Consider the following 16,237-nt stretch of genomic DNA (forward strand, 5'->3'; position numbering starts at 1 on the left):
TATTTGATCGGGAACGCGTTGGGATCAAAAGAATCCCGGATCGCCTCATAGCGCGACTTGGAGACGATGTAGGAGCTAAGTGTCGGCGCGTAGGCGTAGACTGTCCAGGCCTCGTCCCCACTCATGTCGTTGCGGCCGTAGTCTTTGATCTCGGTGATGTTGCCCCATGCATCGAAGATACGATCGAGCGTGCGGGTCAACGCGATGGGACCATCCGTTTCGGTGGTCGTCGTGCCGGTGTTCTGGACCCAGTAGGGTTTGGTTACGACGTTGACAGTGTAGGCCTCTGTGACACGTTTACGCTCGACGCCGGAACCGTCCTTGTAGACGGCCAGCGACGGCAGGCCATAGCTGGCCAGATCCTGGCGGTAGGTCGTCTCGACAGTCGGGCGGTTAATCTCGCCATTGGCCAACGGCTTTGTTTCAACAACATTGGCAAAGCCGAGGAAGCGCCGCGCGACCGGATCGTACTTGCCGCCGGAATAGCTGTAATCAGTGACGGCAAGCTGGCCGCGGCCATCTCCAACTGACAGCTTTGTCACCGCATGCACGACGTTCGGCAAATAGGTATTCTGCCAGCGCGTCGAGGGCGTATATTCAACTGCAATCGCCCCTCCCAATTCGGTGAAGACAGTCCGCAATAGATTTGGACTAGCCCCACCTATATCTGAAAGGAGGACGCTTTGATCCGACTTGACGATATCTGCCAGGCCGTCTCCGTTGACATCCCCAACGACAGACATGCCGTACAACGTGCTGAGATCGTCAAACTTTACAGAGCCGGTCGACAAGTTTGAGACGGTAACAATACTGCCAAATCGCAACGACGCGACTTGCACGTTGGGTTCGCCTATTAGAAAATCAGCTTTCCCGTCTCCGTCGACATCGGCGATATCTACGCGATATCCTGAGTTTAGCGGCACGGCACCGGAAAAGATGTTTCTGACAGAATTTCCGGTTGAAACAAAAATGTCCACTTGAACGGATGATTGCGACCCGACTACCCTGATTATATCAGTCGCACCATCGCCATTAACGTCGGCAAAATGGCAACCATTCCCCTTGCTCGAGGTTCTCTCCCCACACCAAGAGCTTCCAGATATCGGAGTTGCATCGGTTCCTGACCTTAACTTACCGCCAAGATAAATTTGACCACCATGTTCAATCGCTGGTTGATTCTTGCCATTTCCCCAAAAATCAACAACTCCTCGAATGTCGCTCTCATCAAACGTGCCATCATAATAGGCGATACTATCGATCCCATCCCCGTCCCAATCTACAATAAATGGACGGTTCTTAAGTTGGTCATCGTGGTATAAATTAAACATTGATGCAATATTCGATTGATCGGAAGAACTTACATTTCTTGTTCCGGTCAAATTTTTGTCTTGCTTGGACGTATTAACATAAACGCTGCGCGGACTCGAATAAGGTATTGCTTGCCAATATCCATAAATCTCTTCGGGAGATGCGCCGAAGTGCCCCTTGTATTGAGTTTCAATGCTGTTCAACACACCAGCATAAACACTGTTTGCCCCATCAATCGAGAAGTACTGATCTTTAAAATTCCAACGCGAGGGCACAAAAGCATAATTATACGTAAGTGTGCGCGCTACGAGTTCGTCTTTTCCATCTCTGTTTTCATCGGATACGATACCAATCGGATCAGTCGTATTCGGAGCGGTTCGATCAACGTATGACAGGCTCGCGTTTTGATAGCTCATCTCGGCGATGCGCTTGAAAGTCGAACCAGTCACCACACCACTGCTGTCAATCGCTGCATCCGAACCGTAGAGGCCTATTTTGGTGAGGCGCGATGCGTCGGAAAATGGCGCCTGATCATAGGTCAGCGCATAAGCGTTCCGAATTTGACCTGAGACCCGGATCACGATCGACTTGATCCGGGTAGTCACCAGTGAAATGCCCTCACCGTTGCCCATCAGGATGGGATCGGGTCGTGACTCACGGTAAAAGGTGATGGTCGTGCCGTTGTAGGAAATCGTTTCGGGATGACAGACCGGCGTGTCCGAACAGGTGTAGCCGTAGCTGACCGTATTGCCGTGGACATCCCGAACTGAGGTCAGCAACCAGCGATAGGAATAGCCGAGGTTGTTGGTTGGCGCGCTGCCCCAGATCGCGACAATGGAACGAAAGGTCGAGACCGTTCCATCTCGGTCCGTAACCTCCCAATACGTGGAGTATTGCGAACCAAGCTGCTTGATGCGCCGATAGGATTCATTCTCCGTGGCATGCGTTCCACCAGTCGTGCACGATGGGGACGAGATCGAGCCGCAAGCAACCAACGGCATGCCATTGAGCAGGAACACATCGGAGCTGTCGAAAGCCGGCATGCCATAACCCGGACTTGCCCGCTCGATGACATCGATACCATCCAGCCCCCAGCCGTAGCCTAGCCAGCCCTGATAGAGTCCGCCAAGCTTCGTCTTGCGCGAGGAATCGTAGGTCAGTGACAGTTTCGGCTCGAGGCCGCGGAAGGCCGGGACATCGATACCTACCGAGTAAGAAAGGTCGCCTGGCCCCTTCACTGACGGTAGTGAAACCTTGGCGGGAGCGCCGAGAGGATCTCGCTCAGTAGAGCCGGGGGCGGCTGCCATCGCCGCTGCCTCAGGAGCCGCCTTCTGTTCCGCCTTGGCCTTGGCGGCATCCTTGTTGCTGCCTTTGTCCTTCTCGTCAGCCGTTTTGGTCGAACCATTGCCGATCTTGGCGGCTGCATCCGGATCGCGATCCTGAGAGGCGGTCCCCTTGGCATCACCCTGGCTGTTTGGCTTCGCTATGCCGCTGCTCTCATCCTTGGCGGATGTCGAAGCAGCGCCATTCGGCTTGCCATCGACAGGCTTGCCACCGAAACCAGCACCGCCATTACCGAAGTCGGTGCTGCCCTGGGTCGTGGAACTCCCACTGGCTGTTCCAGACTGAGTGGATTGAGCAAAGGCCTGTCCGTCACCGGACCAGCCTGCAGGACCGGGATTGCCTGTACCAAGAACCCCTGCGACGACAAACGCCACACCAAGCAGCAACCGACTCATCAGCCCCTCCGTGTCCGGTTGCGTAAAAGCTACCCATGGCGCTATGCGTGAAAATGACGGAGTCGTTGGCCCAGCAAGAATATCCACAACTCTGGAGTACTACTTCCCAAATGGGACGAGAGCTAAGCGCTCCTGCTGGCCCTGATAGAACCTCACCCACTGTTCATATTGCGAAATCGGATAGGTGCCGGTCCACTCGCCTGCGGACAAAGTGAACGTTCGAGCTTCGGGATCGACAGTGGCTTTCATACGGACGATCTAAGCAGACCGCGCCGAGTCGCCAACCGTGTTTGTGACTGATATCGACGCGTCCGAGAACTCACATCTCGGAGGCCCCCAAAATGAGGAAAGTCATTGTCTGGATCGGCCTGATTTATTTCGCCGGGTGCGTGATTGCCCTCGCGGTGTTGGCGGCCAGCAATTTCTGGAGCTAAGATCTTCGGCGCTGCCGTCGGCTGGTTTCTCCTCCTTTGGGTGAAGTAATACACGCAGCCGGCCGCTTTCTCTATGAAAGCCATGGAGGCGTCCTGTGGTGTGGGACAGAACGATCGAAACAATCGCTCGGGCATTCCATGAGGCAGGCGGCGCGAAGTGGGAAAACGTTGGCGATGACCTCCGCCAGGAGACCTTAGCCGTTGTCGAAGACGAGATCGCAGCTAATCCCGATCTGTTCGCTGAAATAGCGAAAGCGTGTTTCGACAATGCGTCAGGTCAAGATGATGACGCCACACATCAGGCTCGTATCGAGCAGATCCTCCAACCAATCATCCCCCATAGCCCGAGTTGATCCGGTGCAAAATGCATCGATTTGCACCGCACTCAACTGGAAGTTTCACGGTCTTTCGACTAAGTTGTGATTGATCCAAACAAAAAGCCGCCCCCGGCCAAGGAAAGCGGCTTTTGCGAGCGGATCGACAACTTGGGTAGATCACCACTCTGCACACCTCAAAGATAGTCTCTTTGGGAGAGATTTCTAGCCAAGTTGACCACCACATCAACAGATTGAAAAGGCTAGAAAAAATGTCTCAGAATACCGATTTGACCACCACCCCCCATCAACTGTCTTTCGACTTAGAAATTGTAGTCGAGGCAGAAATTGACGGCGTTGGAATGGGAGTTCTGGGTGACGGCACCCCTTTTCTCACGCTGCGCGGCCTCGCTCGGATGTGCGGAATCGACCACACCACTTTGGTGAAGCTCACTAGCGATTGGGGAATGCCGGCAACAAAAGCCCGAGAACAGAAGATACGCGACCTGATCAGAGCGCAGGGCTTCAATGACACCGTGTTCTTTCACGCTGTGAAGAAGAACGGAACTATCCATCACGCAATTCCCGCTCATGTCTGCATGGCCACGTTGGAGTACTATGCGTTTGAGACTGGAGCAGGCAATGCGCATGCACTCAATAGCTATCGCACTTTGGCAAAGAAGGGCTTCACCGATTTTGTCTATGCCCAAGTGGGGTACAATCCGGACGGCAAAGTCAGCCTCGCATGGCAACAGTTTCATGATCGCGTCAGCCTAGTGGCGAACGCTGTCCCTTCCGGATTCTTCAGCATTTACCAAGAGATAGCTGGGATGATCGTTCCGATGATCAACTCCGGAATCGACGTAGGACCCCACATTGTTCCTGACATTAGCGTCGGCCAACGGTGGGGAAAACATTGGACCTCGAACAATCTGGAAGTGCTGTACGGTGTTAGGAAGCCGTATTCGCATGACTACCCAGTTTACTTCCCACAGGCGGCGTCAAACCCCCAAAGTCCTTGGTGCTATCCAGATGATGCCCTGGGTGAGTTCCGAAAGTGGTTTCGCGAGACTTATCTAGACATCCATTTGCCCGATTATTTACAGGGTCAAGCGAAACTTGGGAAGGTCAAGCCATCTGTCGCGACTAGGGCAATTGAAGCATTTAAGCAAAAGGCATTGCCTGCAAAGTGAACCACCCAGCCATAGCCCCGGCTCCGGCCGGGGTTTTCGTTTCTGCCAGCTTTCAAACGCCAAAAAGCCCACCCAGCCGAAGCTCAGCGGTAGGGAAATCAGTCCTCGCTTTCGTGACGGGATTGCTCAAGCGTAACAAGAACACTGATGCTTGCTGGCATTGGATCGATGGCCGCACTGTGGAGAACATCCTGCACGCGATATCGATCGGCATAGTAGACACCATCGTCATCAGGCTGCCCACTCAAGACAAGAGCGATAGACTCTCCGATCCGCGGCACCTGCAAAAACGTGAACACCGGGGTCGAACCTGGCGAACGTTGTCCGTTATCGTTTAACACCGTTACGTAGCATTCCACCGACATGTCGATCTCCCCATGAGCGTGTAGAAGATACCCTGTCCGCCTAGTGCTGCAATTCTTCTGGCAAACGCAGAAATCGGCAGCCTGGCCAACCTGACGACTTCTTACAGCTGCGGAATCGTAGCAGTGTGCACCTCAATTGATCTGGTTGTCACTGAGCCCAAGACCAAGTTGGTGTTTAAACAGGCAGAGATGCGGCCTTCCGCCGAGTTGACGCGTACGGATGACGTCTAGGTCACAGCACGATTGCCTTGACCACGGACACCTATTCGCAACTGTTTCCGCGCACAGATGATGCTTCCGAAATGGCTGCTGTCGAAGCGGCGTTCGGCTAAGGTGGGCTTTATGAAACGGACAATCGTCGTGCTGCTCGTTGCGCTGGCCTTCTTGCTGGCGGCGACGGCGGATACGGTCTACTCGCGAAACATGGACGGCTGGTCGGTGGCTTGGTTCATACTCGTGGCCGCGCTTGCCGCGATCGTCACCGTCGTAGCGTTGCACAGTCTCATCCAGGCGTTCCGTAGACGCGAACTACGGTCAACCTTCGATTAGTTCTATTGGCTCTTGCTCTTTATCTTACCATTCTCGACGTGGGGCTTCGCCTCGGCGGTATGGACACTCTGCTGGTATTTCTTCGAGTGGGACTAAACAGGAGTGCAACATAAACGCGACATGAAACGGGCTCCCGATAGCGCCATCTGGCGCGCTCGGGCATTGCCATCTTGGCGATACCTTCCAGGCATATGCATGACACACATACCAGAAAAGAGCCCCGCCGGCCGAAGCCAACGGGGCATGCATCATTGTTCTGATTAGGAATTTTGATCCGGCTACGGCGGCTGGCGACGCTTGTCGTCGACAATTGTTTGCAACGTGGCTGTCAGAGCCGCCACTGTGTTCGATAGGCCTACGATACTGTCCTGAACGCGATCGAGGCGATTCAAGGTAGCGGCCTGGAATTTCTCATTCGATGTAGCCGCCTCCGACTGCTTGGTCTCGACTGCTGTCAGGCGGGTGGACAGTGCGACGGTAGCAGTGGAGGCGTCGGAGGCGGAGGATTGCGCGCTGGACGCTACCGCTTGAGCAGCGAGGATCTGTCCCGTCAGGTCCATCTTCATTCGGTCGAGTGTGGCCGCTTGCTGGCTCGAATAGAGTTGAAAGACCGCATAGATCACGGGCAGCGCCAAAACCATTGCGACCCTCGCTATTGCCGTGATGATCACGCTGTTTACGATCTTCTCAGACGTGTTCATGTCGCTCACCGTCATCCGCCCCCATGCCCTGTCTTGCTATTTCCAGCATCCGGCGTTCCGGCCGTGTTTGTTGTGCGAGGCGATGCCTTGCCCCGCCTTCACGTCATTGCCCGCGAGATAGATCGCCGTCGGCGCCAGGACGTCTATCTTCTGCCAGCCGGCGCAACTCGGCGGCGCATTCGTCGCGCAAGCCGCCAAGCTCGACGCAAAGGCGGACAGGATCGAGAGCTTCAACAGCGGCGTTTTCATTGGCGCGGTCCCTGAAGGCGTTGAGGGTTGCTTCGAGCACAGCCTGGCGCTCATAGCGGCGCCCGGTCTCGTACATTTCGTAGTGGGTCCAACAGAGGAAGGCGGTGATCGTCAGCCCACAGACGGCGTAGACGCCGATCTTGGAGGTGAAGAAGGCCCACATGGTCAGCCTTCGACCGCGCCGCGGATGTCCTGAACCGCGCCGATGATCTGCCGACGAAGAACGATGACGATCAGGAGCACAACCAACGCGACGCCGCCGATCGCCAGGATGGTCTGCCAGTCGGCGCCGAGGAGACCGGCTACGCCGACACCACCGCTGCCGAAGACGGTCGTGAGCCAGCCCCACAGGCTGGTCTTCTTCTTGACTTCCTTGTCGAGGGTTTCAGGAACCACAGGCGTTTCCACCGTGACCGGAACCTTCTCAACGACTTTCGGCTGGCCCTCAGCATGTCGGCGCGCGACCTCAGCGAGCGCTGACTTGACCTGAGACACAGAGACGCCGGCGTTCTGGCCTTCGTAATGACCTTTGCCGCTGACCTTGGGCAGACTTGCCCATTCCATTGAGAGGTTGTCGATCAACGTCTCCAGCTTCAGTCGGCCAGCCAACCACTTATCGATACCGCGCTGGCCAAGCAGGTAGCACGCCAGCCGGTCCTGCATCTCAGCGTCGAACTTCTCGCGACCGGTGAGTCCGAGCTGCTGGCGCATGGTTCGGAGCGTGGTGCGGATGATCTGGTACCGGCCGAGCGCCGAAGACTTCAGCTTGTTCTTCCTGTTGGCCAGCATCTTCGTCTGCAGCGTGTCGATCTGGTCGAGCGTCATGCCGACGAGGTCCACGTCGCCGCCGGTATAGGCACCGTAGCCAAGGGTTTCGTTGTACCCTCTGCCCTTGTCGGTGCCTTCGGACTTGCCTATCAGGTCGAGCATGGGGCGGTAGACGTAATAGCGGTCGCCCGCTCCCGTAGGTGCGTTCGTCATACTGATGTGTCCTTTCAGGGCTTAGTTCATTTGAGCGATGGAGTGCCGCACACATTTGCGGTAGGCGATCGCTACAGCCTCAAAATGAGTCGAGAGATCGCCGTGCAACTAGGAATGGTAGTCCTGATCTTTCTTGGCTCAGCGATGCCAGCTCTGGCTCACAGCAAGCCTCTTTTCACAATTCCCGGAGTCAGGAACGCTTGCTACCAGGCAACCATCACCACAGACGAATTCCGCGCCTGCGTTGCAAGAAGGCTCCGAACGGCAATAAAGAGCATGAACAACAATATGTTCTGCTCCATGGAGACCTGCTTAGTTTATCTGGCTTGCGATCAAGACAAGTGGTGCAACGACAAGGATTACGCCGTCCACTACAAACCAGCGCGAGACGGCTTTGATATCGAAGTCACGTTAGCCGAGGGCCAAACTGGAAGATACTTCCAATGCGGCAATTGCAATCTTTTGGTGCCCAACACTGACAACGATCTCCCGGTTGAAATCCTCAGAGGAGACAAGGCGGTCATTCTAGAGTTTCCCTCGTCGATGGCGCCGGGACGGAGGTAGCGAAAACGCCGGACGTGCGTTGGCGCAATGTCGCGTAGAAACGCAGACGGTCCATTGGATTTTTCTTTTCAGAAGGAAGCTTCTTGCACCAAGGTGATTGGGACGCTATCGGGAGAGTCTGCTAAAGAGGGGCGCGGCCTTGCAGCACATCCGAGGTTTCCACGCGCTGCGCGCCTTCTCGGTACTACTTGTGATCGTTTCGCACATCGGCATTACCGAAGCAGCGACGAGCCCCTACCTCGTTACATTTTTCACTGTCTTCAACGCCAAGTACGGAGTGAAGACGTTCTTCGTGTTATCAGGCTTCCTGATCACAACGATTCTCATAAAGGAGGCCGAAAGAACCGGCCGGATCGACATACGATCTTTCATTACGAAACGCGCGTTTCGTATTTTGCCGCTGTACTACCTGATTATTGCCATCGCCATAGTGCTTGTCTTGCTCGGCATCGCTGAGCCGAGTTGGAATGGCATGGCCTTCGGCACATTCCTCGCTTACAATTTTGTTCCCCAAAGGCACAACGTCAACTATCTGAGCCATCTCTGGAGCCTGGCTGTTGAGGAACAATACTACCTGTTCTGGCCTCTGATTTTTGCGTGGTTCGTAGACCGAAAGACCGCGCTCATAGGGGTTTGCATTGCGTTTTTACTGATCTGCTACGCGTTTCTTGACCGGGATTTCGGGCACCTAAGCGCGAAATTCAGCACTTCGCTCTGGACTATTCCGGCCATCTACCCAATCTCGACCGGCTCGCTCCTTGCATTGCTGGTGTCAGAAGATAGGCGGAAACTCCTCGGCAGCGGCGCTGCCCTGGCTTCTTCTGCGATCCTCATAGCGTTGCCGCTGTTTGTGCCGCCTCAGCCTTTGGTGGAGATTGCAAGCACGCTCGGCATAGCCGGTATCATCGCCTGGATTTATTTGAACCAGAGCAATCGGGTTGTTCAATCTCTCGATTGGAAGCCGCTGTTTTTCATCGGTCAAATCAGCTACGGCCTTTACATGTGGCAGGGTCTACTGACGGGAAACGGTCCGTATCGCCCATTCCCGGGATTCCCCTTGGATCCTGCTATCGGCGCAGTGCTGACGTTACCAATCGCAACAGCCTCTTTCTTCTTATTTGAGGTTCCAATAAGCAACATCGGACGGCGATGGCTTGCCACAATGGCAAACGTAGGTCGACTTCCACCAACGAGCATACCTCTGCAGTAGGATTGCTTATGGACGGTCGTCGGAGCAACATCCCGGCCGACTTGTTCGACTTCATTGATAGGTCCGGTAACGCCCTTGTTCACCGCCAGCAGCAGCAACGCCATTAACCATGCGCACGGCCACATCGGACCCGCTGGGAGATGCACGAAGGCCGGGGTTCGCCAGCAAGGCACCGAACGCATCATTCACAGGGTCGAGACCAATGAATGCGTGAGGGGCAATACCGCCATGCGTAGCTGTTGTGGTCACCGCAACTGATAGAGTGATCAGCCCATTTAGCGGCATATTGGTCCAGGAGTTACCTTCGGTGGCTACGTTGTTAGCGCCAAAGGTAGTGTGGTTTCGAATACCGGTATTCGCTGCGCCCGTGCACTTATTATGCAAGAATCTCCCTCCCGCAGGCATCGCCCCGCCGTCCAGTGAAAGGAAGTACGATCCTGGGTTAATGCCAGTATTCAGCGCCGCATCAAAATGGATTCCCCCCGATATATGGATACCCAAGAAGGTACCTGCATTAATAATGTTCTTTTTGATGGATGGGGATACCTGTCTGCCCAGCTTAATACCGTTGGGGCAACTCGTTAGGTAGTTATCATCAATCACGCAAGCGATAGCGTTGTATGGTGAACCGCTCTCAAATTGGATAGCGAACTCCAATTCCTGGGCGCCATTGCCTGCGTTGCCAAATCCGTTGACGATGTTGTTACGAACGACACCACCCGTGATGTTATTAACGACGCTGTTGTCCCGCTTCACATTAGTATAGCGCACCGCAAAGCGCCGCTCGGGGGCAGAGCCATCCCATGTAAGGGTATTATCGTAAACTTCGTTTTGGTCCACCCCACCGAGATATCCCGGTTCATAGTCCTGTACGTTGATACCCGTCGCTCTGATCCGAGTGAAGGCATTGCTAAAAATCTTGCTTCTGTTGCCATCCAGAACTTGTACAGCCCCCCGCCACAATTCCGTGAAGTTGCTGAAAACACGGCCATCTGAGCCCCAAATGCGAATGAACTCGGTGTCAGCAGTGCCGTAATCCCCAAAACCAAAGTTGCCACTCGCCTCATGGCCATTTCCGTAGCCGTAAAAGAGCTTCTCCCATAATTTGTATGCTCGGCATCCTCTTACCGTGCAGTAGTTCGCGTTGCCGTAGCAACCTGAGGTGAAGATGCCATTGATTGTTCGCCCGCCTCCCACGAGATCTTGGAGGAAGCGCAACCCAGCAAAGTCGTGATGCCCTCCACCGCTAGCTACGATTCCAAAATGGGCGGAGCCGACATAAGCTGGATCCGGCGTCAGATAGTCGGTGCGCAATACGCTGAAATGGAAACTATCGGGACCGCCGACAAAATCCACATCCTTGATCCGAGCTCTCGTACAATTTGCTCCAGCAAGCATGAACCCGGTGCATGGTTGTCTTAGAATTTGGCCACCACTAAAGCTAAAACCTGCAACATTATCGACGTAGATGAGTCCGGGCATTTGCGACGTACTGCTGGAGGGTGGTGCAACGATAATTGCACCACCGCCTTCAAGCGTGCCGCTATGGACGAACGTGACGTCAGCAGCGGTAATCTTGAACATGTAGGCAGGATTTGGAGCATAGGATGCAGCCGTCATTTTGAGATGCCCATCACACAAGATGGTCATCTTTCGATCAATTACAGCAGCAGCAGATAGCCCGCCGCCGGTGTCAATGTTGAAAATAGCCCCAGCCTCTGCGATGAGTAAGGATCCCTTCGTGGGCGTCCGCGCAATCGCATCCTTAAGCGCCGACATGTTTGCAGCCGCAGTGTTTGTCGGCTTCATCCCCATCGCCGTCGCGCTAATTACGTCGTCAGCGAAGCTGTAACCAACTTGCGTGGTCCCGTTTGCCAGAGTGATCACGAGATCGCCGCTAGTCGTCCCATTTTTCTTGAATTTTGCACCCGAGCGAGCGACCTGATCCGTGTCCCGGAAGGCAGTTCGGATGTAAACCGGGGCACTGATCGGCGCATAAGCCTGTGCTGCCGCCAAGGTCGCGAACTCTGTGATCTGCACTGACGATGCCGAGGCTTGCGCCTGATCCCGCGCCAACTCGGCCGCAGCCTGAGCGGCAAGTACCTGGGTCAGGATCGCGGTCGTTGCCGGGTCGGAAAGCAGCCGGAAATTGGCCCCTTCTTTCGTCCCCCAAACCACCATGCCGGGTTGAAGCGCGCCGGCACCGAGGTTGGAGCCGCCACTGGTTTTCAGCGTCAGAACCGGGCCGCCGTTGAAGGCGATGGTTGCGGATCCGGTGTTGGCGGCGGTGACGTTGAACGAAACCAGCGCGGCGGCGTCGGCGCTCGGAATCGGCAATGAGGATAGCGCAACAATTGCGTTTGCGGTGCCGATTCCGGCATTCACCGCACGAATGAAGCTGTAAGGAAGGTCCGCCCGCCTGGTCCATGAGCCGGTCCCGGCCGCGCCAATCTTCTGATAGATGCCATTGTTGGCAGCCGTGGGGTCACCAACGACCCAGGCGAGCGTCGTTGCTGGGTAATCCAGGCTGGAGTCCAGGGCCGACTTGCTCGAGAAGATGACGCTCGAACCTGTGACGAAGGCGCTGTCGATGACACGCTCGACCTCCGTTTTCCAGACCATTTCCTCCAGCATGTCCGCGCCGCGAGGCAGGCCAGCCGCAGTGGTCGGCGCATTGATGTCCACACCGAGCTTGGTAAAGACGGTCATTCAAGTGCTCCAGATTGTCTTCTATGAATCGATCGGCTTCAGTCTGATCAGGCCGATGGCGGGCTTGCTGTGCCGTTGGATGGCGGCACGCCGTCCTGACCTGGAAAACAGGTCTACCAACCCACGTGCTGGATGGAGAAGACATCCAGCAAGTGAGACGGGTCGTTTGCGCGGCGGCCTATAGCGTTTCTTCTGTCACGCGCCCGCCGACCGACGTGCCAGACGACGCTGGCCGCCGTCACCCGTCGGCGATTGGCGGCGTAGTAATATGGGAAATATCCGCGGGGACGAATGCCCTGTGGCTAGGGGGCCGCCGTTTGGCTCACTCGCCCTTTGTCGACTTAATCCCGCGACGCTCAGCATACTCGATGAGTGCGATTTCGATTACGGCCGTTATCGAGCGTCGATCGATCTCGGCAAGTTTCTGCGCCAACTCCAAGATCGCGGGATCTAAACGTGTGGTGAACGGCTTCTTTGTCATTTCCATTCGGCGCTTGAATTTCCAATACGGCCGTGCATAAATGCGCACGTGCAATGCAAGTGCTTTGCAAGTGCACGGCAGGTCTTGGCGCAGCAACGCCGCGACCTGCCTAACCACGCCCAAGCTGCTTGGAGCTCGGATCATGACTGATTCCGACAATAGCACGACTTTGCCGTCCGTCACGCGCAGGCGATTGACTGCTGCTTCGGCACGCTCGACGCGGCCATTTGAGGTCTCGACGCGGCAGAGCCAGTCGAGCAAGGCTTCGCACGAAGACCCCACACTTCGGCTGTGCGAGGAGTGGCAGGAGGCTCGCAACCATACACTGGCGCTCTGTCGCAAGCATGGAGCGCTGGAGGCAGAGCTTGTCAGAGTCATCGGCTTTCCCAATGCACGACCAAGCCTCACCAATGGGAGCGAAGGGAAAATCCATTCGGCCGAAGACTTGCCTGACGTCGGGCGGGCTGAGGGGGGAGCCATCCGCGATCGGGCACGTGTGGAGTTGGACGAACATCAAGCCCGCTGGGATGCCTTGGATGACCAGATCGGCTATTCGAGAATGGACGGGATGATCCGGGAATCGGAAGCTGTCGAACAGGCTCTTCTGAGCGATCTGCTCCTATCGCCCGCCGTAACAATCCAAGGCGTGCTAGCCAAGTTTTCGGTCATCATGTGCGAGGCAGAACACAGGGAAGACCCTGAGGATTTTCCGTGGCCACACATCCGCGCCCTGCGGGACGATCTCGCCCGCCTTCATGGCGTAGACATTGCGACCACCCTAAAATCAAAAAAGCAGCAGAACTCTCGAAGCAGGTGAAGCCTTGCTGGAACGTTTCGATCGCTTTCAAACCGGTGTGCCACCCAAGGGTGAGGGCAATCCACATCCTGCCGACCAGCATGTCGGCAGGCAGATCGCAGCTGTGCGTGTGCATTCGGACATCTCGCAGGCGCAGTTGGCCCGCTCGATAGGCATCAGCTTTCAACAGCTCCAGAAGTATGAAAACGCGCGCAACCGCGTCAGCGCTTCCATGCTCTACGAAATCGCCCGCTCACTGGATGTTCCCGTCAGCCGCTTCTTCGAGGGGTTGCCGGGCAATGACGAAGCCTCGACTTCGGTCCTGCCGGTCGACGAACGCCTGGAATTCATCGCCAGCGCGGAAGGCAGGCGACTTATCGAAGGGCTGATGCAGCTTCCCCCGCGCGTGCGCAATCGCGTGTCGTCCCTGATTTCTACGTTGGGGGAAGAAATCAGAGACGACACACGCCGAGGATCACACGCAGGCTAGGAACGTGGACGGGCTTTCCCGACAACACGGTAAAAGACGGTTACTGGCGGCATATGCGCCCTTGGCGATTTTCGACGTGCGGTCGATCCTTGGTGTATGTCCAAGCGGCACGTCAATCGCACCCCCAAACGTCGCGAGCGGCCTGGGGTCGGTGCGTTGCCAAAGGACCTCTACTCCTATGCTGAAGTCCGTTCCCTGCCGCCCACTGGACGTCCACCAAAGTTCACGCCTGAGACATGGACCGTCACCGACGAGTGGCCAACTCCTCTGCCGGTCTCCAAAGCAGAGATTGACCTGTTCGAGGCGTGGCTCGGCGGCCTGTTTGACGAATTCTTCAAGACCATCTCATGAAGTAAGAAGGAGCAATACCTCATGACCATGCCGCAGCGCGCCGCCCTCTATCTGCGCGTCTCGACGGCGCGGCAGGCAGAGCATGATGTCTCCATTCCCGACCAGCGCAAGCAAGGGGAGGCTTGGTGCGAGGCACGAGGCTACAAGCTTGTCGAGACCTATGTCGAGGCAGGTGCATCCGCCACCAACGACCGCCGCCCTGAATTCCAGCGAATGATCGAAGCCGGCACCTCCAAACCGGTGCCATTCGATACTGTTGTGGTACACAGCTTCTCCCGCTTCTTCCGCGATCATTTCGAGCTGGAATTCTACGTCAGGAAGTTGGCCAAGAACGGTATCAAGCTCGTCTCCATCACGCAGGAGATGGGTGACGATCCCATGCACGTCATGATGCGCCAGATCATGGCACTGTTCGACGAATATCAGTCGAAGGAGAACGCCAAGCACGTCCTGCGCGCCATGAACGAGAACGCCCGGCAGGGCTTTTGGAACGGGGCTCTACCACCCATTGGGTATCGCATCGTTGCGGCCGAACAGCGGGGATCCAAGACAAAGAAGAAGCTGGAGATCGATCCCCTGCACGCCGACACCGTGCGGCTGATCTATCGGTTGTTCCTGAAGGGCGATGGCAGGTCAGGCCCGCTGGGTGTCAAAACCATCAGTTGCTATCTCAACGAGAGACACATCTTCACGCGCGACGGCGGGCGATGGGGCCTCGCCCAAATCCACGCCATCCTTACCCGAACGACCTATATCGGCGAACACCGGTTCAACACGCGCTCGCATAAGGATCGGATCAAGAAGCCTGACAGCGAAGTTTCGGTCATGGCCGTGCCGCCGCTTATCGAGCGCGCGATCTTCGATGCCGCGCAGGCGCGACTGAAATCCCGTAACCCAAAATTTGTGCCCGCTCGCGTCACCAGTGGTCCGACGCTGCTGACCGGTATCTGCTTCTGCGCAAAGTGCGGAGGCTCCATGACATTGCGCACCGGCAGAGGCAATTCGGGCAGCACATATCGCTATTACACCTGCTCGACCAGGGCGCGGCAGGGCAAAACCGGGTGTGAGGGTCGTACAATCCCGATGAGCAAGCTTGACGATCTGGTCGTGAGCCACATGGAGAAGCGCCTGCTCCAGCCAGATCGCCTGAGAGCCATCCTTGCCAGCTTGCTTGATCGCCGTCAGGAGCGGACTGAACGTCGCCGTGAGCATCTCGCCGAACTCAACCGACGCATCACGGAGACCGACCAGCGGCTCAATCGACTTTACGATGCGATCGAGACCGGCGTGGCTGACCTGAACGATGCAGCGCTGAGAGAGCGCATAGCTGGTCTCAGGGGGATCCGTGATCAAGCCACGGCAGATGCGGAGCGTACCCGGGCTGCACTTGAAGGCGCGAGCCGGCAGGCAATTACGCCGGACATGCTGGAGAGCTTCACACGAGCCGCCCGCGACGCCCTACGGTTTGAAGGCGGCGGCTATCGACGGGAGTACCTGCGCGCGCTGGCGCAATGCGTTGAAGTCGCAGATACGGAAGTTCGAATCAAAGGATCGAAATCAGAACTTCTGCGAACGCTTATCGCTGCGCCCAGCGAAAAATCGGCGGAATTCGGCGTTCATAGTTCTGTTCTGAAGTGGCGCGCCCGAAGAGATTCGAACTCCTGACCCCCAGATTCGTAGTATGCTTCCTTGGATCTTCTCGTCTGCGCCACAGTCAGAAGACTCTCGCTTTCTATTGACATAACTTACTGATTTTAATATAATGTTCGTATTGCAGCGTGCATTCTCGTACCCAGACCCTCC

At 56.1% G+C, this 16,237-nt stretch carries 16 protein-coding genes; 9 read left to right on the forward strand and 7 right to left on the reverse strand.

The features are described from left to right. Positions 1 to 3,047, reverse strand: a 3,047-nt coding sequence (locus tag ACFWYE_RS23985) for a toxin TcdB middle/N-terminal domain-containing protein (protein WP_379114772.1), incomplete at its 3' end; no start/stop codon positions are given. Between the two features lie 529 nt (positions 3,048 to 3,576). On the opposite strand from ACFWYE_RS23985, the gene ACFWYE_RS23990 reads away from it, so the two are divergent. Both ACFWYE_RS23990 and ACFWYE_RS23995 read left to right on the forward strand, forming a co-directional pair. Beyond that, positions 3,577 to 3,834, forward strand: a complete 258-nt coding sequence (locus ACFWYE_RS23990) for a hypothetical protein (protein ID WP_379114773.1) — start codon at positions 3,577 to 3,579, stop codon at positions 3,832 to 3,834. A gap of 251 nt (positions 3,835 to 4,085) precedes the next feature. After that, positions 4,086 to 4,988: a hypothetical protein gene (locus tag ACFWYE_RS23995; protein WP_379114774.1), complete on the forward strand. Its 903-nt coding sequence runs from the start codon at positions 4,086 to 4,088 to the stop codon at positions 4,986 to 4,988. Between the two features lie 98 nt (positions 4,989 to 5,086). On the opposite strand, the gene ACFWYE_RS24000 is transcribed toward ACFWYE_RS23995, so the two are convergent. Next, positions 5,087 to 5,353, reverse strand: a complete 267-nt coding sequence (locus tag ACFWYE_RS24000) for a hypothetical protein (protein WP_379114775.1) — start codon at positions 5,351 to 5,353, stop codon at positions 5,087 to 5,089. A 342-nt stretch (positions 5,354 to 5,695) separates the two neighbouring features. Here ACFWYE_RS24000 and ACFWYE_RS24005 point away from each other — a divergent pair, with 342 nt between their 5' ends. Then, the gene (locus ACFWYE_RS24005) at positions 5,696 to 5,902 is read left to right on the forward strand and encodes a hypothetical protein (RefSeq protein WP_379114776.1); all 207 of its coding nucleotides are present in this window, start codon (positions 5,696 to 5,698) and stop codon (positions 5,900 to 5,902) included. 278 nt (positions 5,903 to 6,180) lie between these two features. Here ACFWYE_RS24005 and ACFWYE_RS24010 read toward each other — a convergent pair whose 3' ends face one another. The 3 genes from ACFWYE_RS24010 to ACFWYE_RS24020 form a co-directional block, all read right to left on the reverse strand. Continuing rightward, positions 6,181 to 6,612 (reverse strand): hypothetical protein, encoded by a 432-nt coding sequence (locus ACFWYE_RS24010; protein ID WP_379114777.1) that lies wholly within the window; start codon positions 6,610 to 6,612, stop codon positions 6,181 to 6,183. A gap of 94 nt (positions 6,613 to 6,706) precedes the next feature. Beyond that, on the reverse strand, positions 6,707 to 7,015 hold the full coding sequence (locus ACFWYE_RS24015) for a hypothetical protein (protein WP_379114778.1): 309 nt from the start codon (positions 7,013 to 7,015) through the stop codon (positions 6,707 to 6,709). Positions 7,016 to 7,017: 2 nt separating this feature from the next. Next, positions 7,018 to 7,833 carry a hypothetical protein gene (locus ACFWYE_RS24020; RefSeq protein ID WP_379114779.1) on the reverse strand — a complete coding sequence of 272 codons (816 nt, stop codon included), beginning with the start codon at positions 7,831 to 7,833 and terminating at the stop codon, positions 7,018 to 7,020. Between the two features lie 42 nt (positions 7,834 to 7,875). Between ACFWYE_RS24020 and ACFWYE_RS24025 the strand changes: the two genes are divergently transcribed. Both ACFWYE_RS24025 and ACFWYE_RS24030 read left to right on the forward strand, forming a co-directional pair. Beyond that, the gene (locus ACFWYE_RS24025) at positions 7,876 to 8,397 is read left to right on the forward strand and encodes a hypothetical protein (RefSeq protein ID WP_379114780.1); all 522 of its coding nucleotides are present in this window, start codon (positions 7,876 to 7,878) and stop codon (positions 8,395 to 8,397) included. A 139-nt stretch (positions 8,398 to 8,536) separates the two neighbouring features. Beyond that, positions 8,537 to 9,607, forward strand: coding sequence for an acyltransferase family protein (locus ACFWYE_RS24030; protein WP_379114781.1), 1,071 nt, complete (start codon positions 8,537 to 8,539; stop codon positions 9,605 to 9,607). A 51-nt stretch (positions 9,608 to 9,658) separates the two neighbouring features. On the opposite strand, the gene ACFWYE_RS24035 is transcribed toward ACFWYE_RS24030, so the two are convergent. Together ACFWYE_RS24035 and ACFWYE_RS24040 are read right to left on the reverse strand one after the other, a co-directional pair. Continuing rightward, positions 9,659 to 12,316 carry a hypothetical protein gene (locus tag ACFWYE_RS24035; RefSeq protein ID WP_379114782.1) on the reverse strand — a complete coding sequence of 886 codons (2,658 nt, stop codon included), beginning with the start codon at positions 12,314 to 12,316 and terminating at the stop codon, positions 9,659 to 9,661. Positions 12,317 to 12,638: 322 nt separating this feature from the next. Next, a complete protein-coding gene (locus ACFWYE_RS24040; RefSeq protein WP_379114783.1) occupies positions 12,639 to 12,941 on the reverse strand; it encodes a hypothetical protein in 303 nt (100 codons plus the stop codon). Here ACFWYE_RS24040 and ACFWYE_RS24045 point away from each other — a divergent pair. From ACFWYE_RS24045 to ACFWYE_RS24060, 4 genes are all read left to right on the forward strand, one after another. Beyond that, positions 12,940 to 13,614, forward strand: a complete 675-nt coding sequence (locus tag ACFWYE_RS24045) for a hypothetical protein (protein ID WP_379114784.1) — start codon at positions 12,940 to 12,942, stop codon at positions 13,612 to 13,614. The two genes, ACFWYE_RS24040 and ACFWYE_RS24045, sit on opposite strands and share 2 nt — an antisense overlap. A gap of 4 nt (positions 13,615 to 13,618) precedes the next feature. Next, positions 13,619 to 14,083: a helix-turn-helix domain-containing protein gene (locus ACFWYE_RS24050; RefSeq protein WP_379114785.1), complete on the forward strand. Its 465-nt coding sequence runs from the start codon at positions 13,619 to 13,621 to the stop codon at positions 14,081 to 14,083. 96 nt (positions 14,084 to 14,179) lie between these two features. Continuing rightward, complete coding sequence (locus tag ACFWYE_RS24055; protein ID WP_379114786.1) at positions 14,180 to 14,434, forward strand: hypothetical protein; 255 nt, start codon at positions 14,180 to 14,182, stop codon at positions 14,432 to 14,434. A 21-nt stretch (positions 14,435 to 14,455) separates the two neighbouring features. Further along, entirely contained in the window at positions 14,456 to 16,099 is a 1,644-nt protein-coding gene (locus tag ACFWYE_RS24060; protein ID WP_379114787.1) for a recombinase family protein, read from the forward strand. The last annotated feature ends 138 nt before the right edge of the window (positions 16,100 to 16,237 follow it).

It is taken from the genome of Mesorhizobium sp. NPDC059025 (assembly GCF_042739655.1).
Classification (GTDB): Bacteria; Pseudomonadota; Alphaproteobacteria; order Rhizobiales; family Rhizobiaceae; genus Mesorhizobium.

Bases quoted from the DNA above. Each gene is read 5' to 3' on its own strand.
- ACFWYE_RS24055 (WP_379114786.1), top strand. From the start codon at position 14,180: ATGTCCAAGCGGCACGTCAATCGCACCCCCAAACGTCGCGAGCGGCCT.
- ACFWYE_RS24060 (WP_379114787.1), top strand. From the start codon at position 14,456: ATGACCATGCCGCAGCGCGCCGCCCTCTATCTGCGCGTCTCGACGGCG.
- ACFWYE_RS24045 (WP_379114784.1), top strand. From the start codon at position 12,940: ATGACTGATTCCGACAATAGCACGACTTTGCCGTCCGTCACGCGCAGG.
- ACFWYE_RS24020 (WP_379114779.1), bottom strand. From the start codon at position 7,833: ATGACGAACGCACCTACGGGAGCGGGCGACCGCTATTACGTCTACCGC.
- ACFWYE_RS24015 (WP_379114778.1), bottom strand. From the start codon at position 7,015: ATGTGGGCCTTCTTCACCTCCAAGATCGGCGTCTACGCCGTCTGTGGG.
- ACFWYE_RS24005 (WP_379114776.1), top strand. From the start codon at position 5,696: ATGAAACGGACAATCGTCGTGCTGCTCGTTGCGCTGGCCTTCTTGCTG.
- ACFWYE_RS24040 (WP_379114783.1), bottom strand. From the start codon at position 12,941: ATGATCCGAGCTCCAAGCAGCTTGGGCGTGGTTAGGCAGGTCGCGGCG.
- ACFWYE_RS24000 (WP_379114775.1), bottom strand. From the start codon at position 5,353: ATGTCGGTGGAATGCTACGTAACGGTGTTAAACGATAACGGACAACGT.
- ACFWYE_RS24035 (WP_379114782.1), bottom strand. From the start codon at position 12,316: ATGACCGTCTTTACCAAGCTCGGTGTGGACATCAATGCGCCGACCACT.